This window comes from Mesorhizobium sp. C277A (assembly GCF_040324395.1).
Taxonomy (GTDB): Bacteria; Pseudomonadota; Alphaproteobacteria; order Rhizobiales; family Rhizobiaceae; genus Mesorhizobium.
On the sequence record NZ_JAMYVW010000002.1, the window covers coordinates 3,637,297 to 3,658,687 of the forward strand.

The following is a 21,391-nucleotide window of genomic DNA, read 5'->3' on the forward strand; positions in this document are numbered from 1 at the left end:
ATCAGGCCCTCGCAGCTCGACGTTGAAGCGGATCGACGACAATGACGATCAGGTCGACGACGAGATTCACCACAATGAACAGCACGGAGAAGATCAGCAGGCACGCCTGCAGTACTGGGAGATCCCGGAAGCGAGCTGCCTCAACAAAATAGGCGCCAAGACCTTGCCACGAAAAAATCGGTTCGATGATGAACGCGTTGGGCACCATCTGGGCCAGCGCCATTCCAAACGCTGTCAAAACGACCGGGACGATATTCGGCAAGGCGTCGCGAAACAGAATTCTTCGTCTGCTGAAGCCTTTGCTGATCGCGGTGATGACATAAGGCTTGCTCATAGTTTCCTCCAGCGCGACCCGTGCGACGCGGCTGAGGAGCGCACCTGGAACAACCCCAATGGCGATGCTCGGCAAAATCCAACTGGAAAGTCCCCTGAAGCCGAAAGTGGGAAACACGTTCCACGTCACGCCGAACGCATAAATGAGCATTGATGCTAGGAAAAATTTTGGGATCGACACGTTCAAAACGGCGAAGGCGCGGATCATCCGGTCTGTCGTTCCGTTAGGCCACATGGCACCCATGAAGCTGAGCCCGACACCAACGATCAGCATGACAATGCCGCCGCCAGCAATAAGAACCAGAGTGGGCTCAAGGCGTTCCATTATGGCTTCTGAGACCGGCTGACCGGTTCGCAGCGACCTTCCGAAATCGCCCTGCAACACATCGCCGAGCCAGTGCACATATCGCAATGGCAGCGGATCGTTCAGGCCGTATTCGATCGCCACCTGCTCAACGACCTTGTGCGACACAAAGCCGCCTCTCAACTCAGCTATGAGCGCGGCCACGTTTCCGGGAAACGCTGCGATCAAGATGAAAGAGAACACAGAGGCGATGGCGATGAGGATGGCGGCGGAAACACCGCGCTTCATGGCTATTCTCAGCATGGCGAACCTTTGGCTTTCCTGAGACTGCGGGTGCCTCGGCGCGAAGCCGAGGCACAGGTACAGCTTAAAGAGATATGCCTTTCAGCGGCATCTCGTATTCTGTCGCGGGTATGGCAAAAGCCTTGACGCGATCATTGTGCGCCCAGATTCGCTGGGCGTGGAACAGCGGCATCATCGCCCAGTTGTCATGCAGCCAGGTGAAAACGGCCTGGAATGCCTCAGCCCGCTCGGGCTCCGGAGCCGAGAGGGCCTTGAGGATCAGTGGGTCAACCGCCTTGTCCTCGTAGATCTTTCCGTCCGTTCCCGGTTCGATCGTCGAGAGGACCATCAAACCAATTGAATTGAAGGGGTCATACGGCGCGCCGTTGGTTATAAACAGCGAGAGATCATACTTGAACTCCGGAATATCACCGTGACGCGTAGCGTGGTCGACGTTGCGCAACTTCACGCCGATACCGGCTTCCGAAAGCAACGCCTGTATAACCTCGCCTAGGGCCCGGGAGCTCGGGACCGCGTCTTCGGATATGACAAGATCGATGTTCAGCTGCTTGCCGTCCTTGGATCGGACAGGCTCTCCAACCCAACCGGCCTCGTCGAGCAGGCTCTTAGCTTTTTCCAGGTCACGCTTCGGAACTTCAAATCGGGTTCCCGAATAGGCGATCACCTCGGGATAAAGGTTCATCGTAGGCGTGGCAAAACCCTTCATCACTGCCTTGCAGATGCCCTCGCGGTCGATAAGCAGGTTGAACGCCTCGCGAACACGCACATCCTTAAAAGTATCGATGCGCGGGTTGAAGCCGAGCACAATCGTATCCGTGCCCGTGTCGGTCACCACGGTCATGCCGGAAGACTCAAGGGTCTTCGCATCCTGAGGACTGACGGGAGCGATGAACTGTCCGCCCATCGCGTCGATGTCGCCTGCTCGTAGCGCCGACATCCGACTGCGTGCGTCCGGCATGACAATCAGCGAAACCTTGTCAACAGAAGGCTTTGCCCCCCAGTACTTTTCGTTGGGAATGAGGTCGGTGCCCTCAGGCGCGTCCTTCTCGATCTTCCACGGACCGGTTCCCACAGGAGATGCGTACTTACCCTCTCCATCAACTGCTTTAGGGCTCAGGAACCTTACGGGCCTGACATAGGAAAACTCTACGAGAGCCGTGGGAGTCGGCTGCTTGAAATGGATTGCGATCGTCATCGGGTCGACGATCTCGATCTTGTCGAGATTCGCGCTGATACGCATCCAGTTGTAGTCTTCCTTCGGAAGCCAGCGATCCAGATTCCACTTTGCCGCTTCGGCGTTCCAAGGCTCGCCATCCGTGAACGTCACCTCGGGGCGAAGCTTGAACGTGTATACTTTGTCATCGGGTGACTTGTCCCACGAGGCAGCCAGAGCCGGTTCGATCTTGCCGCCCGAAGAGTAGTGCACGAGCGGGTCGAAGATCATATCCTGCACGGCGAAGATGCCGACATAACGCTGCGGATCGAGATTTCCCGCTGCGCGACCGATCGGCAGTCGCAACGTGTTGCCTTCTTCTGCCGAAGCTTGATTCGTACCAACACCGGTGACCAAGAGGCCGCCAATGGCCGCCGATCCCAGCAATAGAGTTCTGCGTGAAAGAAGTGTCATCTGAGTTCCCCTGTTATGGTTATGACCTGTCTTCTGCGTAGCCTTCGACCCTTGCGCTTCCTTTTGATTGTCGCCCCTTTCCGAGGCTGCGCTCATTTGTTCGATTCGAATTCCGGACTGGTTGATCTCCTACGGCAGCGCCACACCTCGGTGCTTGACTTGCCTGAATGCTCAGTCGTGGCTGGGGCCGGCAACCGCGGATTTGGGTACGACGCTGCCAGGGGCTCCGCCGAAGAAGCGCGCTGGTCTGAACATGGCGAGTTCTTCGCGGATGTTCCCGTGAACAATCTCATCAGCCAGCAACCGCGCCATCTGCGGGGCGATCGTGACACCGCTATGTGTCACGCCAACATAATACCCATCGACTTGCGGCATCGGGCCGGCGCAGCTCAATCCGTCGCCGGGAATCGGGCGAACCGTCGTCCTGACGGCCTCGATGCTGACTGCCTCGAGCGCTGGAAGCAGCTCACGTGCAGCATTGAGGATGGTGGTCGCTTCGATGCCATCGGGCCGAAGCAGTTTCGGTTCGGAGAGCTGATCGTCGACTGATATTTTATGAAGCATCAGGCGGCCTGCGCCGTCGGGACGGACATCGAGATCGTCAGCGTGGAACTGCCGTCTCAAGGTCATCGCCACTGGCTGAGTGAACGCCAGAACGCCGATTGACGACTTCATTGGGATGCCGGGAATCTCGCCCAAGCTGTCTTTGGATGCCCCCCCTGCGCAATTCACCACAATGTCAGCTTCAAATCGTTCGCCGGCCGCCGTGCGCACGCCTGAAACGCGTCCAGACCGCGTCTCCAACGACTTGACTTGCGTGCCGGTGTACACCTGCGCGCCCCAGCGTTCGCACGCACTGCGCAACAGGCAAGCTGCGTACAGAACTGGATCGATCCAGCCCTCTTCGGGGTAATAGACGATAGGCGCCTCACCTATCGCCCGAACATCGAGGTCGGGCTCCATCGCGGCAACGCGATCCCGGGAGATGAAATCGACGCCATACCCCCATTCCTGTTCAAGCTTTACTCCCGCCAGCTGCTTTGCCTGTGCAGCCTCCGTGGTCCACCATTCGAAACTGCCTGTTTGGTTGAACCAGCCCGCGCCCTCGAACTCACGGGCGAGATCGATATAGGCGCGCATACCAGCGACATTGAGCGCATGGTATTCGCGAGGTCTTTTGCCGTTGGCATTGGTCCAAGCAAAACTTACCGCGGAAGCGCCAGAAGCAACTCTACCCTGCTCAAGGACAGAAACTTTCGCTCCCGCTTTCGCCAACTCGTATGCAACGGAGGTACCAATAACTCCTGATCCTATAACGATAGCACGCATATATTATTGCTCCGAGCGCTTTATCCCAGGAATGCTTTCGGCATCTCAGCATGCAGCCGAGTTCGTCTTGGAAGCGGCTGTCTCTGCTGGCGTATTCTGCTGAGAGCGACATGCATCGTCAACGATCCAGCAACGTGTGGTTTATGCTTTAAAGTTATGAACTTCGCGGATGAGTCCGGTAGTGCCGGTGATAGGCTGCACGAAAATTGCCCAGGGACGCATGCATCATGAGTGCCGATCATCAAGCACCAGCTTTTATGGTGCTCGACAAAAATGCCATTCGAGCTGCGCTCTCGATCGAACTGTCGCTCGAGATCGCAGAAGCAGCCCTACGCAAGACGTCGAACGGCGTTGCGAGCCAAGATGTCCGACGAACGCTGACGCTGCCTGGGTCGGAAGGAACTTGCCTATCCGTAATGTACGCGGCGCTCTCCGACCGTGACCTGTTCGGTGCGAAAGTCCTCTCTATCTTTCCTGACAACTTCGCCCTGGGGCTGCCTTCTCATCGAGGAGCTATCATCCTCTTTGATAAGGAAAATGGCAGTCCGGTTGCACTGGTCGATGGCGGGGAATTGACCGCCTGGCGCACAGCGGCAGCGAGTGCCGTCGCTACCAGAGCACTATCTCGCGCCGACTCCTCAATCCTTGCGATCTTTGGATATGGCGAACAGGCGCGACGCCACATAGAAACGATCTCGAAGGTGCGGCCTATCAAGCGGCTTCACATCTGGGGGCGAAATCCTGGGAAGGCGTCGCGTTTCGCCGAAGAACAGGCGAGCGCAGGCTTTCAGACATTGGTCTTCCCATCCGCAAGAGACGCCCTGGTAGAAGCGGACATTGTCTGCACCACAACCTCGGCGCAGGAGCCGGTACTGTTCGGCGAATGGCTGCCTCCGGGGATTCACATCAACGCCGTCGGCGCAAGCGTGTCTCAATGCCGCGAACTCGACCTGGAATGCGTGCGCAGATCGAGCATTTGGGTCGACTACATGCCAATGGCGCTCATCGCGGCCGGAGAGATGGTCGAAGCTTTCAAGCTCGGGGTTGCTAGCCGAGACGACATCCGCGGAGAAGTCGGCGCGATGTTGGAAGGCGCCATCCCCGGCCGCACTACCGATGCGGAGATCACTCTATACCGTTCTCTCGGCGTCCCGGCGCAGGATATCGAACTTGCGAATTTCGTTTACTGCGTTGCCCGCGAAAAGTCGCTTGGCACGCCCATTGATTTCGAGGTGTGATCGTATGCTGGACTGCCAACGTGATCTTTTCGATCTCCCAAGGTCGATCTCCTATCTCGACGCCGCATACATGTCTCCAATCCCGAAAATATCGCTGCAGGCTGGCATAGCCGGGACGGCGGTGAAAGCGTCGCCCTGGAAGATGTCCATCGGGTCGTACTACGACGAGGTCGAGGATGCACGGACACTGGCCGCTTCGATGATCAACGCGGATGCGGACGATATCGCAATCGTTGCTGCCACAAGCTACGGTACAGCAGTTGCCGCGGCCAACGTGCCTGTGGAGCCCGGCTCGACGATCATCCTCATGGAGAACGAACATCCGTCGCATCGGTATGTCTGGTACGAACTTGCGGAGAAAAAAGGTGCGTCGATCACAATCGCGAAACGGCCCGCCGACAATGACTGGACGTCTGCGATCATCTCGACGATCGGGTCGTCCAGCGTGCCGGTCGCTGTCGTCGCAGGTACGATGGTGCACTGGTTCGAGGGAATGTCGGTTGACCTGGAGGCAATCGCATCCGCCGCACGGGAGGTTGGCGCCTGTGTCGTCGTCGATGGAACCCAGTGGGTGGGAGCGCTGCCTTTCGATGTCAAGACGGTGCGTCCGGATTTTCTCGTTTTCGCGACCTACAAATTCCTTCTCGGGCCATATCGGCTCGCGTTTCTTTACGCGGACCGCCGATGGCATTCGACAGGCAAGCCTCTCGAACACCATTCGTGGAACCGTGTAGGCGGCGATAAATCGGACTTCTATGCGGTAGATGTGGCTGAGTTTCTACCAGGCGCCCGGCGATTTGACATGGGCGAACGCTCCGATTTCGCGGTACTGCCAGTTGCGACCGCTTCTCTTCGCCTCTTGAGTGAGTGGAGCGTCCCAACCGTGTTTTCCCGGCTTGATTACCTCAACCAATTGATCTGGGACGAAGCTGCGAAGCTCGATCTAACGGTGTCTGACAACCGCTTTCGAGCCCCGCATATTGCAATCGTCGATCTTGGCGACAGGCCGATAGAGGGACTTTCCGAACACCTCAAGAGCCAGGGAATTTTTGCGACCGTGCGTGGAAAGAAACTACGGATCTCTCCTCACGTCTATAACGACGAAGAGGATGTGAAGCGCCTCTTCGCAGCTATTGCATGAATTGCGGGGCCGCAAGACCCCTCCCCTTCGCTGACACGGTCAGACGGCGGCAGTGAATTGGATTTCCACATGGATGTCCGGGAGCGCGAAGGTCGCGCCCACGGTAGCGCGTGCGGGAGGAACCGTGCCTTCGAGCCATGTGATCCATGCCCTGTTCATCTCATCAAACTCGTTGATGTCGCGCATCCAAATTTGCGCTGACAGAATTTTCGATTTGTCCGACTGAGCCTTGCCAAGAAGCGCGTCAGCCTTCCGCAGCACCTGTAGAGTCTGCCCGAAAGCATCGGCACTTCTGTCATCGGCTGTCAGGCCCGAGAGATATGCCACCCCCTGATGGATAACCACACGGCTCAATTTTTCGTTTGTTTCTAGCCTTTGGATGTCTGACATCAATTTGGTTTCCATTGCTGTTGCATCGGCGGCCAGAGCTTGCTGAACTAGCTTTTTGCTGCCGCCAGATGCGGCGACAGTCGCTTCGGGATCAAAATCGGTCAATTGAGTTGGGGCCGCACGCATCGGGCGAAAAGTTATGAACTCAGCGCACGAGGTTCAGGATGCCTTCCTCTACCCCGTTCATATAGCTGCGCGTGCCCTGGATGAGATGTTCGGTGAACGCATCGGCTGCCGTGGATGCGATCACGCCCCATGGTCGATAGACACTGAGATTGAGATCGAGATGAGGCCGGAAATCCCTGATCTCGATCGGTAGGTCGCGCGCCGTCCAGGCGGACAAGCGATCAACGACGGTTACGCCCATGCCGCACGCCACAAGACTGATGCAGGTACTTGAAAGGCTCGACTCCACTTTGAGTGAACGGTTCACCCCACGCTCCACGCACAAGGCGTCGAGTTGCCGCCGCATTGGATCTGATGATCCCATCGAAATGAAGTTGATGCCGTCGAGATCGTCCGCCTGAATGACCTGCAATTGTGAGAGCTTGTGGCCGGCAGGCATCACGCAAACCGGCGGAGTTGCCGTCAAGGCGCGGCGAACGATTGATGGGTTTTCTTCCGATGAGGTAACGCCGATTCCGATGTCCAACTGGTTACGGCTCGCCCGCTGGATAACGGTTATCGAGCTCCGGATCTCCAGCGAGATCGAGACTGATGGATGAAGTTGGGAAAAGCTGGTGATCAGCGACGGAAGTAACGTGAGTCCAAAAGCTGGTAATGCACATACGTTCAGCCGGCCGCTGCGTAGTTCACGGATATCTCTAGCCGCACGCGAAATACCTCGTGCCGACTCAAAAACCCGTTGCACTTCAGCGTGCAGCATATGCGCCTCCGGCGTCGGAATGAGACGTTGCCGGGTCTTCCTGAAAAGCTGGAAGCCGGCCTTCTCCGCAAGGTGCTGCAGCATCTTGCTAACGGCCGGTTGCGTGATGTCCAGAGCGTCCGCTGCCTTCGTCGTTGTTCCGTGCAGCATAACCGAGGCGAACACCTCGATTTCGCGGGGAGTGAATTCCTCGTGTTTCCCTGGATCAGTGGCACTTCGATTGCCCATCCAGAACCACCCTTGTTATCAAAAACCAGATACTTGACGCTATGGCCAGGCGAGTGTCTCTACTAATAACTTTGGGGAATAATCTCATGCAAGCAGTTCATAGATAATGAGATCATTGCCAGCCGTTCGTATCTTTGGCCCTTTTTGCAGGCGAACATGAGGGTGCGTTGTGGCCGCGCTGCCTCAAGGATGCGCCCGCAAGCCTTGCGATCCTGATCGGCGATCACACAAAATCGGAGAAAACCTCACGGGCGCTTGGGGCGATGCCTCGCCATTTCGCCTGCCCGTTACCTCGGAGAGCGGGCGGAGGGAGGCCAATCATCCCTGCGGTATGGGAGATTCTGCCAGGGTCAACGCAATCTCATTGCCCCGACTTTATGAACGTCGATGATCCCATCCTATAACCCTCGAGAATAGCTCGTGCTGATAAAAATATTAGACGGCATGATCTGCGCCATGTCACCTTCCTTAAAATTACATGTGACAGCTGGAGTGGATACCGGCCGTGCCGAATTGGAAAGAGGTTCTGCCCTTGGTTCGGACGGCGTTTGCGGAAACGATCGCGGCAACACCACTTCGGCGACTCACCAAAATAATCCGGCAAGAGGAAAGATCGGAACCGCGCGGAGGCAGCCCGTCCGGCTCGCGAGGTAAAATGGGGAAAAGGGCGATGGAGAAAGCTCAATGACACTTACGCGTCGCAACATTCTAACGTCTTTCGCCACTGCACCACTCCTGTTGGGGTTGGACGGCCTGATCAGGTCTGCCATGGCCGACAACCACACGGGAACCTTGCGTGTCGCGGTGGCCAAAGCGTCCACCAATCTGGACGCGCGTGACTATGTCGCCCAGTTCCAACTGCAAGATCTCATTTACGAGCCATTGATCAGATATGGGGAAAGGGGTGCTCCGGTACCCTGCCTCGCAGAATCCTGGAGCCTTTCCGACAACGACACTCGATTGACGCTGAATTTGCGGAAGAATGTAAGCTTTACCGACGGGCATCCCTTCGACGCGGATTCGGCTATCTGGAACCTGAAACTCTGGATGGGTGTTGCGGACAATTCCTGGATCAACGCCTCCAAGTTTTTCTCGGGTGTCCAGAAGATCGACGAGCACACGATCGAGATCAAGTTTACGCAGCCCGTACCGGGGCTCATGTATGAACTCAGCTATGTTCGGCCCGTACGTTTCCTGTCTCCCATTTCCGTCAACGAGGACGGAACCCTCAAGGCACCGGTTGGAACTGGGCCGTGGATTGTTCAAGCAAATTCGACCTCCGGCAGTTCTTTCATCCGCAATGATAAATATTGGGGAGATAAGCCATCTTTTTCCGGGATCGAGATTACCGTTATGCCGGATTCTCGTTCCCGTGTTGATGCCATGCGTTCTGATGAACTGGACATTGTCGGCGGCGGAGCCGCTGCGCTGACATCGCAGGAGGCGGACACCTTGCGGCGGGCGGGAATCAACGTCATCACCGCGCAGGGCTCGATGACGATGGTGCTTTCCTTCAATACTCAAAGGAACCCCGCCCTTGCGGAGAAGGCCGTACGACAGGCGATTGATGTTGGCTACGACCGGACTGCCGTATCGGCTGTGCTCTTCAATGGCGACGCCGCTCCGGCTGGTGATCTTCTCGGGCCCACCGTGCCCTTGTCTGGCACGAGGCATGACGCACCCGTTCGCGACGTCGAGCAAGCGAAGCAACTGCTCGAGAACGCCGGTTGGACGGGCGCGCCGTACCGCTCGAAGAGTGGCAAGAACTTGTCCCTGGAGCTTCTAGTTTCAGACGATTTTATCGCCGGCTCCAAGGTGTTTGGCGAAATTCTTCAGCAGCAGCTTGGTGAAATAGGCATAAACGTCACGGTGCATTCCGTCGACCATGCCTCCCGCCATTCCGAGATTCCTAAGCGCGAATATGACATCGCAATCTTTCAGACCTATGGCGCTCCCTATGATCCATTCGGCTCGGTGACACTTCTGTTCCTATCCACGATAGAAAGCGGGTCCGACGGCAAGGTCGCGCTCGATCCAAGTCTGGATCCACTCATCGCAGCTGCCACTGAAGCGGTGGGAGTTGAAGCTCAGTTGGCCGCATTGCAGGTCTTCTACGACAAGCTTCGTGAAGATGTCCTATATTCACCAGTCCTCTACCCGCCGACATATTGGGCAGCTTCGAGTCGGGTCGAAGGCTTCAACGTCCCTCCCACCGATACAGAATTCCCCTATCGAGGTATGGTGTTGAAGTCTTAGTTTCGGGGAGGTGGCTTGTTCATGTTTATTTATCTGAGGCGCCGATTGCGAAACTCAGCACTGCTGCTGCTGATGGCGTCAGTATTGTGTTTCGGGCTCGTCGTGGCTGCCCCGGGAAATGTCGCGCAGCTCATCGCCGAGCTGCGCTTTCCGGGCGCATCCAAGGCTATGGTAGACCAGGTCGCGCAGGAGCTCGGGCTGAACGATCCTGTTCCTGTTCGCTATTGGCACTGGTTGCAAGGCGTCGCTCAAGGTGACTTCGGCATTGCCTATATAACAGGCGAAGATGTCGGCAACGCCATCAGAGACAGGGTTCCGACCACGATGAAACTCATTCTCGGGGGAGCATCGTGACGATAGTCTTGTCGGCAGCGATGGGACTGATCGGTGCGGCTTGGCCAGGACGTTTCCCCGACCACATAGTGCGGCTCATGGCTCTGCTAGGCGCGTCGACACCAGTGTTTTTCGGAGGCGCAGTTCTGATCCTGATTTTCGCCGTCAATTTGCGATGGTTGCCTTCGTTTGGCGACAGCTCCATTTTGAGTTGGGTACTCCCATCAATCGCGATGGCGGCGCCTTCCGCTGCTGTGCTTTCTCGTGTGCTCCGGATCGGCATTTCCGAAGCGATGACACGGCCTTATGCCCTGACGGCGCGCGCGAAGGGGTTCTCGGTCCTGCATATCATGCTCCGCGATGCCTTACCCAATGCAGTTCCCGCATATGTCAGCGCGCTGGGCAACATGATCGGCTCGATGACTATCGGAGCGATCATCGTCGAACCGCTTTTCGCCCTTCACGGCATAGGCGAGCTCTTTGTATCAGGCGTTCGCACCAGAGATTTCATGGTCATGCAGGCCTGTCTCCTGGCGTTTGTACTGTATGTCTCGCTGGTGAACCTGATAGCCGACTTGCTGATGATTGCGGCGGACCCTAAGCTGCGGAGGCAGGTGGCATGAAGCGCTTTTGGCATTCCGTTGGAGAGGCGTTCAGCAACTTTCCAAAGTCCGCGCTGATTGGGGTAGGTCTGTTTCTCTTTCTAGGAGCATTCGGTCCGTGGCTGGTCCCCCACGACCCCAACCTACAGGATCTTACTGCTCGCTTCGCCGGTCCCTCAGCCGATCATTGGCTCGGGACGGACCATATCGGCCGCGATGTCTTCTCGCGCTTGATTGTATCGGCTCGAACAACAGTCGTCGCAATGACCATTGTCGTGACTTTCAAGCTCCTTATCGGAGTCACGCTGGGTACTTTCGCCGGCTTCGTCAAAGGGCGGACCGAAGAGATCCTGATGCGCTTCGTGGAACTCTTCATGGCGCTTCCGTCGCTCATCATAGCTCTCGCAATCATCGGCATGCTCGGAACGGGCTACTGGAACATGGTGCTGGCGCTGATCCTGGCGTTCTGGGCAGGTTCCACTCGCGTCGCCCGCGGCGTGGCGATCGGGATATTGAACCGGCCGCATATCGAAGCACTCCGGGTTCTTGGGGCCAGCCCGCTGCGAATCTATTTCCGTCATCTGCTTCCATCAACGCTAGGAATGGTGCTGGTCTATGTTTCAGCGGATGCAGGAGGGATTGCACTATCAATTGCGACTCTTTCGTTTCTCGGACTGGGCATACAACCGCCCACTCCGGAGTGGGGGCAGATGCTCGTTGATGCGTTGCCGTACCTCGATCTCAATCCGTGGATGGTATTGCTTCCCGGCTTTGCGATCACAGGAGTCGTCGTCAGCTTCAACTTGCTTGGCGAAGCGATTGCACTGAACCGTGTGCCGCGCGACTTGCGACGTTCGGTTTTGCGGCGCGGCCGGCTTGTCGCTGCCTCATGGGAACGAGCACCAATCGAAGATCCGAAAAAGCGGATTGCGACATGAGCACAGATAAAGTTCTGGAGGTAAGAGACCTCAGTGTCGATCTCTTCACCAAGAATGGTGCACTTAGGCCTGTTGACCGGGTCAGCTACAGCGTGCGCAGGGGAGAGACGCTAGCCATTGTCGGCGAGAGCGGCTCCGGCAAGACTGTGATGAACTTCGCGCCACTCGACCTTATGCCAGTTGGGCTGGCGGTCCAGATCAGCGGTTCATTCAACATCGCCGGTACTAATATTGCAGCCTTGCCGCCTTCCAGCCTGCGCCATGTTCGTGGGAAATCGGTTGGAGTGATTTTCCAAGATCCGATGAGCGCCCTGAATCCGGTCAGGCGGGTGGGCCGACAGATCGCGGAGGTGGCGCAAAAGCAGCTAGGCTTGACCACCCGGCAAGCTGAGAAGCGCGCTGAGGAATTGCTCTCCCTGGTAGGAATGTCGGACCCAGTCCAGCGCATGAGACAATATCCTCATGAACTGTCGGGGGGTCTACGACAGCGCGTCATGATTGCGATTGCGGTTGCGAGCGAGCCGCCTCTGCTAATCGCGGACGAGCCGACAACGGCGCTGGACGTGACGATCCAGGCGCAAATACTCAAGCTCCTGCAAAGCCTTCAGAAAAGATTGAACATGGGTATCGTGCTGATCACGCACGATATGGGCGTCGTTGCCGCCATCGCGCATCAGGTCGCCGTGATGTATGCGGGACGTATTGTGGAGTACGGCCCCGTAGCGGACGTACTAGTGTCACCCTCCCATCCTTATACCTGTGGTTTGGTCGACGCGATTCCAAGAGAGGAAGATCCTTCCGGGTCACCCTTCAGGGGAATTGCCGGGCTTCCGCCGAGCATGGGAGCGCCTCTGGAGGCATGCGCATTCGCCGAGCGGTGCGCATTTACCCAGCCGGTTTGTCTCAACGGCCGGCCCCAACTGCACTCCATTCCGCAATCATCTGTTTCGATGGCGTGCACTGTAAAATACGAGCAACTGAGGTAGGGACAGTGAAAAGCATCCTCGAGGTAAAGGACCTGACCACCCGCTATAAAAGCGGGGAACGGGACAAATGGATCACCGCTGTCGATAACGTTTCAGTTCACCTAAATGCCGGCGAGATCGTTGGACTTGTCGGCGAATCCGGGTGCGGCAAATCCTCTCTCGGACGAACCATAGTTGGTCTCGAGAATCATCAGCATGGCAGCGTAGTGCTGGACGGCACCGATCTTTCAACCCTCCGGGGGCGCGCGCTACGAGATCGGCGACGTACAATCCAGTACATCTTTCAAGATCCCTATGCCAGCCTCTCCGAACGTCAGACCGTCGGTGAGACCCTGGCCGAGGCACTTGTCATTGCCGGCAAGGTTTCGGCCAAGCAAATCGACACCAAGGTCGGCAAGTTGCTCGATCAGGTTGGGTTACCCTCCCAAATGAATAGCCGGTTTCCTCGCGAACTGTCGGGTGGACAAAGGCAGCGGGTCGCAATCGCCAGGGCCTTGGCGGTCGAACCGAAGGTGTTGATATGCGATGAGCCTGTGTCCGCTCTTGACCTGTCAATCCGGGCTCAAGTCATGAATCTTTTCTTGGAGCTGCAGCGTGATCTGGGGGTGGCGATGCTTTTCATTGCTCACGACCTAGCGCTGGTTCGACAGGCCGTGACGCGGCTCTATGTGATGTATCTCGGGAAAATCGTCGAGGAGGGTACGAGCGAGGAGGTCTATCGGACACCTCAGCACCCTTACACCCGGGCTCTGTTAGCTTCGGTTCTGCAATCGGATCCTCGTGTTGCCGCTGAACGGGGACTTGTCACGCTGGCGGGCGAAATCCCCAGCCCGATCAATCCTCCCTCCGGTTGCCGGTTCCACTCGCGATGTCCGATTGCGCAGAGCATTTGTTCGCAGACCCCTCCTGAGATGAAGAGTGGTGGCCGCGGACGTCAGTTCGCGTGTCATTTCGGCACCGATTTGAAGGCGGCGTGACCGACAGGAACTGTGCGCTTCCAGAATGGATCGCAAATGGGGAGCGGCCTGCTGGCTCCGGTCTCGCCTCGATCGCGTTGTCATGCCTGCGGAGAAAGTCCGGGCGCACCAGCTTTCTCCCCTCTCTCCATGAGTCACGTCGACGACCGGAAACAACTAGCCGTGGACGGCGCTGCGCGGTTCATTTCTCTCGCCGTCGATCAACACCGCGAAGAAGCGCTGCAAATCTTCCTCAAGATCGTCAGGGTGTTCAAGCCCGACATTCAAGCGAAAGAGATAGTCCGGACCCGTCCAAGGCCGAACCGTTCGCAGTGCCTTCACGGTTGATGGCGCGATCAGGCTCTTGGTTCCTCCCCAAGAAGCGCCAATGGAAATTATCTGTAAGGCGTCCAATGCAGCGAATGCTTGGCCCGCATACTGTTCCTTCAGTATGAACGTGAAGACACCGCAGGAGCCGCTGAAATCTCGCTTCCAGATTTCGTGGCCAGGGCTGCCAGGCAGCGCAGGGTGGATCACCGTTTCCACGCATGGATGTTCGGCTAGCCAAGCCGCGATGCGAAGGCCGGATGTGTCGGATCTTGCGAGGCGTATTGCCAAGGTCTCCAGTCCGCGAGCCAGAAGCACACAGTCGTCAGGCGACGTGCCGATGCCCAGTCTTCCAAGAGAGGCTTTGATTTTCAGGCCCAAGGCGTCGTCCCTTGTGGTGATCGAGCCCAAGACCAGGTCGGAGTGACCGGAGAAATGTTTGCTGAGAGCTTCCGCAACAATATCCACGCCATGGCGGATCGGCCTGAAATTGAGGGGAGAAGCCCATGTGTTATCGCACCCGACGAGTGCGCCTTTGGCGTGAGCTATCAGGACAATCGCCGGAATGTCTTGCATCTCCAGCGTTATTGACCCTGGAGACTCTGTCCAGACGAGGCGCGTGCGCGCATCAATCAGGGAATCCAGTGCGCGCAAGTCGACGGGATCGTAGAAGACGGCCTCAATGCCAAGCGACGCCAACTCATGGGTGGCAAAATCGCGCACGGGGCCATACACGGTGTCGGGTATGAGTACTTTCTCGTGTGCGGCAACAAGGGCCAGCATGGAACAAGCGACAGCAGCTTGACCGGAAGGGACCAGCAGTGTGCGGGCGCCCTCTTCCAGTTCGGTGATCTTCTTCTCCAAGTACCGATGAGTGGGCGTTCCATAGAGCCCGTAAACATATCCATCAGCACTGCGCTCGAACCGGGCGGCGAAGGACGCGGCATCCGGATACCGGATTGTCGAGGCGCGATGTATCGGAACGGTCAGGCTGTCATAGCCTTCCAGGCTCACCGCGAACCTCGCCACCGATCTTGTGTCATCATGCATTCGATCCCGTCTCCGTTAATGACGCCATTGTTGACATGCGGGGATGTATCCCGTCCAATAGCAACAAATGGCGCTGCTATTCTCTTAGGTTATGGGCCTACGGAGTTCTCTGGAGCGCGGGTCGGCTTCAAGTCCGCCATTCGGCGCTTTGCCGTCGCAACAAGAGCATGCGATGCATGCGAGTGCTGCACTTAGCAGAAGGCATCATTTCGAGACCTGTTCGCAACAGCTTGAGAGACGCAATTCGAGGTCATCCAGAAGACCTTGCGTGCGGCCCGAGCCAATTGTGAGCTACGATGGGGCACCGTTGGTGTGCCTTCCATTGTCGAGCGCCGAGCCCGTGTAGGAGGTCGTGATCGCGCATCCCGGTGAGGCGACGCTTTCTCAGCCGCCGGCCACCCAATAACCTGACGGAATAGGAGGCCTAAATCTTACCATTGGACGAACCTGTGCGTCCTTCCCATGATGCAGTCGATGGACGAGTGGTGGGAATACTTTCAAGCTTGAGCAGCCGATACTCGCAACGGCACGCCGCTTCTCTTCATCAACTAGTTGGATGCATCTCAGCCGGGAAGCGTGTTGGTGAAAGGTGGGTTGCAGGGTTTCGTGGAGCGGGATGTGAGCCGTGGAAGTGTGATGGAGGGAACTCTTCACGTAAAGGACTGGTCATCGGAGCAGGCAAGAGCCGATGCAGATCCACTCATCCGGAAGCAACCTGACGCACGAGTGTGTTCGACCATTTCAGATCGCGGCTCGCAAATCCTCGAGGAACTCCGCAATAATACGAGAGGGGAGACGATTGGGCGGCCTGATCAAGAGGGTTCGAAAGTAAAGTGCGGGCTCGAACGGCCGCAAGGTCAGCCCGCGGCCCTCATACGGCTGTGCGGTCAAAGGATCGACAAGGCCGACGCCGACACCAGCAGCCACCATCGCACAGATCGTTGTCGAATAGGGCGTTTCCATCACAGTTCGCACCGCGACGCCGGCTTCCTTGAGAACGTGCTCGGCGTCGCGTCGGGTCGTGTCTTCCGGGGCGAGAGCGATAAATGGACAGCCGGCAAGATCGATTGGGCGGATGATGTCCAAGGACTCGAGTGGATGTCCCTTGGGCACCGCCACGGCTACTGGAAACTGCGCAAACTCGCTCACCTCAACACCCGTGCGATCGATCTCGTCAGCGACAATCCCGAGGTCGAACTGGCCGGAAGCGACGAGGTCGCGCACATTAGAGGACATGCGCGTCTGGAAGGTGACGGCGATGTTCGGATTTCGATCCATAAAGGCGCGAAGGGCGCGCGGAAGAACATTGGTCGAGAGCGCCGAAAGACAAGCGATCCTGAGTTCGCCGGAGCCGTAGTCTCGAATGCGGGCGGCCGCCCCCCTGAGATGGCTGAGGCCAACAAAAGCCTGTTCGACCTCGCGGAAGAAAAGCTGTCCCTCGGGAGTAGGGTGGAGTCTACCCTTGATCCGCTGGAAGAGATCGAAACCAAGCGAGCGTTCCAGCTCTTGGATCATCTTGCTGACCGCTGGCTGGGACACATGCAAAACGTCAGCCGCGCGGGCCGTGGTACCGTTGGTCATCACTACCCGGAAGACCTCAACCTGCCGAAAATTCATCGATGCCGCCACTTCAATTCAATAACTCACGCGAATAGATGTGCGGAAAATTCGCGTCCTTTTCGATCGAAATCCGTACAGCGTTCACAGTGGTTTGGAAAGGCGCTCTCATCCAATTCGTTGTTACACCCCAAGGGCCAACCGAGGACTTTGCATCTCTTGGTGTTGGAGTGCATCCAGCGCCTGTCCATCGACGGCTTCCGAAGCGCGACGTCATGGCCAGGGGCCCGACGCAACATTGCGCCTGAGTATCGGCCTGGAGGACGAAGGCGAGCTCTGGGGCGATATCGAGCGCCTCCTGACAACAAGCATGGGATCAACGGGAACGAAAAGCGCGAGCGAAGGATCTCTCAAGGTCGTCCGCTGCGTCTGACGGCGTCCGCGATAAAAATTTTTGCGCACTTAAGGTGATCAACATGCCGGATGTGGAAAATGTGCTCCGTGACATTGACGACAATTTTGAGGTTTCAGTCCGCAAACTTCTGGAGTTAATCTCTATCCCGTCGGTTTCGAACGAGATTTCGGGCGAACCAGAAATTCGTCGCGCGGCTCACTGGCTCAAGTCGGAGTTGTCAGCGATCGGGCTTTCCGCGGAGATCATCCAGACCAACGGTCACCCGGTTGTCCTCGCCAGTTCTCCCGCAGGCTCCATGATCGAGCGCCCACGTTTGCTGTTTTACGGACACTACGATGTGCAGCCGGTCGGCGACTTGAAACAATGGACGCATTCGCCGTTTGAGCCGCGCGTGATCGAGGAAGAAGATGGCGCTCATCGCTTTTACGGCCGAGGTGCATCGGACAGCAAAAGCCAGCTCTGGACGTTCATCGAGGCTCTCCGTGCATGGAAAAGTATCGAGTGCAGTTTTCCAGCCGACATCATCGTGATGCTGGAAGGGGAAGAGGAGTCGGGTTCGGCAAGTTTGCCTGCCTTCATCGAAGCGCATCGGCATGATCTTCAATGCGACGTCGCGTTCATCTGCGATGCAGAGATGTGGTCGCCCACCCAGCCAGCCATCACGACACGACTCAAGGGGCTGGTCCACGAGCGAGTGACCATCTTGGCGCCCAATCCCGATCTTCATTCAGGCCACTACGGTGCCGTGGCCGCGAACCCCATCCGCATACTGAGCAACATTCTGACAGACATTCATGACAAAGCTGGGCGAGTGCGCATTGAGGGGTTTTACAACGGAGTTCGCGAGATTCCGGATAATCTGCGTCGGCGATGGCGGGGGCTCGAACAAGACGCAGGCCGGTTTGAAGAGGTCAACCTGAGCGGCGGCATAACGGAAGAAGGATATACCACGCTGGAAGCAATGTGGGCACGCCCCACCGTCGACATGAACGGCATCACGGGAGGCAATCAAGGACCGGGCGGACGGTCAGTCTTGCCTGGAAGTGCAACAGCACGTCTCAGCTTCCGGCTCGTCGATGCACAGGAACCGGGGAAGATCCGTGCCGGGTTCAGGGCCTACGTTGAATCGAAGCTTCCGAAGGGTTGCACTGTGGAATTTGAGGGTGATGACGGCAGTCCGGCGGTAGTCCTTTCGCACGACAGCCCTTTCGTAGCTGCCGCTGCGCACGGACTGGAACGCGAGTGGGAAACACCTGCCATTCTGAGAGGGACAGGTGGTGCGATACCCTTAGTCCACCAACTAAGCGAGGTTCTTGGCGTTGAGTGCGTCGTCATCGGCTTCATCTTGCCCGGTGACTTCATCCATGCGCCAGACGAACACTACGATACGCGACGTCTACGAAAGGGCGTTCGCAGCTGGGTTAGGATCTTTGAAGAAATCCAACTGCGGATCGCAGGATAGACGCCGTGAGAGGTTCATAAGTAAAAAACCGCAGCTTTCGAAAGGCGGCGCTGACCCGATCGTTGCCGTCGGTCGGCAGCGGGAGGCATCCACACCAATCGCTGCCGGCCGGTCGGCACAATTAGCAACCTTCGGCAGTCGTTTTCATCTGCCCAGGGGCGGCGGACTTGGCGCTTGTGTCATCCTGCTGACCAGGAGCCGCCTGCTTCGCACTGCCACTCTGCTGGCCAGGCGCACAGTCCTTCGCAGAGTTCGAGTTTGTCGACTTCGTTGTGGTCGAATCCGTGTTGCTATCTGTCGTCGGCATCGTTGTGGTTGTAGTGGAGGAACCACTCGACGTCGTCCCTGTTGTCCCTGTCGTCCCGGCTAAAGCAAGCCCGGTGGAAAGAGCCATCATGGTAGTAGCAAAAAGAAGCCGTTTCATCGTTCATCTCCAAATGACAAAGCAATGTCCCTTCCGTTCGATAACAAGGGTGCCAAGGATCGGTTCCGTGCGCTAATGGATTCTAGCGCAAAGTGGTGGGCTTTTCGGTCGGGTTTGCCCCTGCCCCCTGGCCTCGCGATGTGCTGTTTCGGCAGGGCTTGGGGTCAGGCTTCGGAATAACCATCGGCAGCCGCTTGCGCACCGTTGCGATGCGGATAATGCTGGGTATGGCTGGGCTGGAGCGGAACTCTTTCCAGCCTGGCCCGGCTGCTTTCCCCCTCAGGCGGCAGCGTCTCTGCGGCGGGAGGGCATGCCCATTTGACCGTTTCCGCCCCCTACAGACGCACGGCGGCCTGCGGTGTTTCGGCCAGACAAGGGCTGCGTGTTGACCTGGATCGTGCCCGGCGTATCAATATTGTTTCGAGGCCGACTGCTTGGCGACGCGATATGATTGGGTTGTGGGAACCCTGCGATTTCTCGAAAGTACCGGCATAGGGTATCCTGGGGACGATAGGGAGCGGCCAAATCGTCGGCAGAAGAACGTCCGAAAGGGCTATCGGCAGCTCCGTCGTGGGAACGAAAAAAGTAGAGAAGCAGAACTTTCGTGTGCGATTTTTGCACACGCCTTCCGACAACCATCTGATAGACGTATCTGCCCCGTCCATCATTGCGACGAGTCTTGTTTTTCAACGTCGTGACACTCGATACCGAATTGCCGTCACGCTGGCTGACGATAGCAAAAGAGCGCCCTTGCGAATGTCCCGCTACCAATTCAACCCCGCTATCGTACGCAACGGCCCGATTGTGTCGGCCGCCCAATGCGGTGTCTATGCAATTGCGGCTATATTTTGCCCTTCCTATGGCGAGTAGAAGCCTTCCGCGACCTACCGCATCTCGCTCAAGACATTCTCGCCGTCACCCATGCGCATCGGCTTCACCCCTCGGGAGATTTGCGCTCGCTTGTCGGGCCTTGCCTTCGATCTCGATCTTGCTCCGCGCTTGAAGATCGAAGCGCACCGTTACGGTGCGCATGCGTGCATGCAGCACATCGTCCAGCGTGCCGCGCATTTCATGCAGATAGGTCAGCGACGACTTCCCAAGCTTTTCTATAACGGTGCGAACGGTGACCAGAGTTCCCACCTCGGTTTCGTGCACGTAGTCGATCTCCATCCTCACATCCGCCCAGCCGAGCGTCGGCGTCAAACGGGGATCGGCGATCCTGCCGAGCAGCTGGAAACTGGCGTCGTCGAACATAGCGACGTAGTGACGGACGTTGAGATGGCCCATCGCGTCACACATCCAAGGATGGACGACGCCGACATAAGTTTCAATCGGGGGCGTCAAAACCCGACCTCGTTTCCGCCCTTGAGATCCAGCAACTGGCGGGCTTCGTCGGGGGTTGCGATTTCAAGCGACAGTTCGCCAAGGATGCGCTTGATCTTGGCGACCTGCTCGGCATTGCTCTTGGCAAGCGCGCCCTTGCCGATATAGAGACTGTCTTCCAGCCCGACACGCACATTGCCACCCATGATCGCACCCATCGTGCAGAGGTTCATCTGGTGCTTGCCGGCGGCAAGGATCGACCAGAGATAGTCGTCTCCGAACAGCCTGTCCGCCGTCCTGCGCATGTGCATCATGTCTTCGGCGTCGGCGCCGATTCCGCCCAGAAGCCCGAAGATCGTCTGGACGAAAAGCGGCGGCTTCAGCAGCTTGCGGTCGAGAAAGTGCGCCAGCGTGTAGAGGTGACTGACGTCATAGCACTCGAACTCGAACTTGGTGCCGTAGGCCTGGCCAACCTCGAGGATGATGCGCTCGATCTGCTCGAACGTGTTGGAGACGATGCCCTTCTTCGTGTCTTCCAGGTAGCCCTTCTCCCAGTCGTACTTCCAGTCGGTGTATTTCGGCGCGATGTGGTGCAGGGCGAAATTCATCGATCCCATGTTGAGCGAGCAGAGTTCGGGCTTGGCGGCATGGGCGGCTTCGAGACGTTCGTCGAGCGTCATCTTGAGGCCGCCGCCGGTGGAGATGTTCATCACTGCGTTGGTTTGCTGCTTGATGCGGGGCAGGAAGTCCATGAAAAGCCTGGGATCGGGGGTGGGTTTGCCCGTCTCGGGGTCGCGGGCATGTAGATGGATTACCGAGGCGCCAGCTTCGGCTGCGCCGACAGCGGCATCGACGATCTCGCTCGGCGTTATCGGCAAATAGGGACTCATGGTCGGCGTGTGGATCGATCCGGTGACCGCACAGGTGATGACGACTTTCGGCGATTTCTTCATAGCTGGAGCCTCCCTTGTCTGCCTTTTGTT

Annotated in this window: 18 protein-coding genes; 9 read left to right on the forward strand and 9 right to left on the reverse strand. The window is 57.5% G+C overall.

What is annotated here, in order from left to right; all coding sequences use genetic code 11:
* Window position 1: 1 nt before the first annotated feature.
* The 3 genes from NKK52_RS18025 to NKK52_RS18035 form a co-directional block, all read right to left on the reverse strand.
* On the reverse strand, window positions 2-940 hold the full coding sequence (locus NKK52_RS18025) for an ABC transporter permease (protein WP_023686269.1): 939 nt from the start codon (window positions 938-940) through the stop codon (window positions 2-4).
* 64 nt (window positions 941-1,004) lie between these two features.
* Complete coding sequence (locus NKK52_RS18030; protein ID WP_031202376.1) at window positions 1,005-2,567, reverse strand: ABC transporter substrate-binding protein; 1,563 nt, start codon at window positions 2,565-2,567, stop codon at window positions 1,005-1,007.
* A gap of 171 nt (window positions 2,568-2,738) precedes the next feature.
* Window positions 2,739-3,896, reverse strand: coding sequence for an NAD(P)/FAD-dependent oxidoreductase (locus NKK52_RS18035; RefSeq protein ID WP_081727304.1), 1,158 nt, complete (start codon window positions 3,894-3,896; stop codon window positions 2,739-2,741).
* Between the two features lie 227 nt (window positions 3,897-4,123).
* Here NKK52_RS18035 and NKK52_RS18040 point away from each other — a divergent pair, with 227 nt between their 5' ends.
* Together NKK52_RS18040 and NKK52_RS18045 are read left to right on the forward strand one after the other, a co-directional pair.
* Entirely contained in the window at window positions 4,124-5,134 is a 1,011-nt protein-coding gene (locus NKK52_RS18040; RefSeq protein ID WP_023683339.1) for an ornithine cyclodeaminase family protein, read from the forward strand.
* A gap of 4 nt (window positions 5,135-5,138) precedes the next feature.
* Window positions 5,139-6,275, forward strand: coding sequence for an aminotransferase class V-fold PLP-dependent enzyme (locus NKK52_RS18045; RefSeq protein ID WP_023683340.1), 1,137 nt, complete (start codon window positions 5,139-5,141; stop codon window positions 6,273-6,275).
* A 39-nt stretch (window positions 6,276-6,314) separates the two neighbouring features.
* On the opposite strand, the gene NKK52_RS18050 is transcribed toward NKK52_RS18045, so the two are convergent.
* A complete protein-coding gene (locus tag NKK52_RS18050) occupies window positions 6,315-6,770 on the reverse strand; it encodes a RidA family protein (RefSeq protein WP_245261772.1) in 456 nt (151 codons plus the stop codon).
* A 40-nt stretch (window positions 6,771-6,810) separates the two neighbouring features.
* The gene (locus NKK52_RS18055) at window positions 6,811-7,779 is read right to left on the reverse strand and encodes a LysR family transcriptional regulator (RefSeq protein ID WP_023683342.1); all 969 of its coding nucleotides are present in this window, start codon (window positions 7,777-7,779) and stop codon (window positions 6,811-6,813) included.
* A 684-nt stretch (window positions 7,780-8,463) separates the two neighbouring features.
* On the opposite strand from NKK52_RS18055, the gene NKK52_RS18060 reads away from it, so the two are divergent.
* The 6 genes from NKK52_RS18060 to NKK52_RS18085 are packed head-to-tail and all read left to right on the forward strand — an operon-like array spanning window position 8,464 to window position 13,871.
* Window positions 8,464-10,035: an ABC transporter substrate-binding protein gene (locus NKK52_RS18060; protein ID WP_023686273.1), complete on the forward strand. Its 1,572-nt coding sequence runs from the start codon at window positions 8,464-8,466 to the stop codon at window positions 10,033-10,035.
* A gap of 21 nt (window positions 10,036-10,056) precedes the next feature.
* Complete coding sequence (locus tag NKK52_RS18065; RefSeq protein ID WP_352629518.1) at window positions 10,057-10,389, forward strand: ABC transporter permease family protein; 333 nt, start codon at window positions 10,057-10,059, stop codon at window positions 10,387-10,389.
* Window positions 10,386-10,991, forward strand: coding sequence for an ABC transporter permease (locus NKK52_RS18070; protein WP_352629521.1), 606 nt, complete (start codon window positions 10,386-10,388; stop codon window positions 10,989-10,991). Before NKK52_RS18065 ends, NKK52_RS18070 begins: the two co-directional genes overlap by 4 nt.
* The gene (locus NKK52_RS18075) at window positions 10,988-11,908 is read left to right on the forward strand and encodes an ABC transporter permease (protein ID WP_023683345.1); all 921 of its coding nucleotides are present in this window, start codon (window positions 10,988-10,990) and stop codon (window positions 11,906-11,908) included. The genes NKK52_RS18070 and NKK52_RS18075 overlap by 4 nt, the downstream gene beginning before the upstream one ends.
* Window positions 11,905-12,894, forward strand: coding sequence for an ABC transporter ATP-binding protein (locus NKK52_RS18080; protein WP_023683346.1), 990 nt, complete (start codon window positions 11,905-11,907; stop codon window positions 12,892-12,894). Before NKK52_RS18075 ends, NKK52_RS18080 begins: the two co-directional genes overlap by 4 nt.
* Before the next feature lie 5 nt (window positions 12,895-12,899).
* Entirely contained in the window at window positions 12,900-13,871 is a 972-nt protein-coding gene (locus tag NKK52_RS18085; RefSeq protein WP_031198302.1) for an ABC transporter ATP-binding protein, read from the forward strand.
* A gap of 156 nt (window positions 13,872-14,027) precedes the next feature.
* On the opposite strand, the gene NKK52_RS18090 is transcribed toward NKK52_RS18085, so the two are convergent.
* Together NKK52_RS18090 and NKK52_RS18095 are read right to left on the reverse strand one after the other, a co-directional pair.
* A complete protein-coding gene (locus tag NKK52_RS18090) occupies window positions 14,028-15,227 on the reverse strand; it encodes a trans-sulfuration enzyme family protein (RefSeq protein WP_023683349.1) in 1,200 nt (399 codons plus the stop codon).
* A 741-nt stretch (window positions 15,228-15,968) separates the two neighbouring features.
* Window positions 15,969-16,844 carry a LysR substrate-binding domain-containing protein gene (locus NKK52_RS18095; protein WP_023686274.1) on the reverse strand — a complete coding sequence of 292 codons (876 nt, stop codon included), beginning with the start codon at window positions 16,842-16,844 and terminating at the stop codon, window positions 15,969-15,971.
* A gap of 416 nt (window positions 16,845-17,260) precedes the next feature.
* On the opposite strand from NKK52_RS18095, the gene NKK52_RS18100 reads away from it, so the two are divergent.
* The gene (locus NKK52_RS18100; protein ID WP_023683351.1) at window positions 17,261-18,661 is read left to right on the forward strand and encodes a M20/M25/M40 family metallo-hydrolase; all 1,401 of its coding nucleotides are present in this window, start codon (window positions 17,261-17,263) and stop codon (window positions 18,659-18,661) included.
* A 1,339-nt stretch (window positions 18,662-20,000) separates the two neighbouring features.
* Here the strand turns inward: NKK52_RS18100 and NKK52_RS18105 are convergent.
* Window positions 20,001-20,384, reverse strand: a complete 384-nt coding sequence (locus NKK52_RS18105; protein WP_081731284.1) for an acyl-CoA thioesterase — start codon at window positions 20,382-20,384, stop codon at window positions 20,001-20,003.
* A gap of 41 nt (window positions 20,385-20,425) precedes the next feature.
* Window positions 20,426-21,361, reverse strand: a complete 936-nt coding sequence (gene kce, locus NKK52_RS18110) for a 3,5-dioxohexanoate:acetyl-CoA acetone transferase (RefSeq protein ID WP_023683354.1) — start codon at window positions 21,359-21,361, stop codon at window positions 20,426-20,428.
* Window positions 21,362-21,391 lie beyond the last annotated feature (30 nt).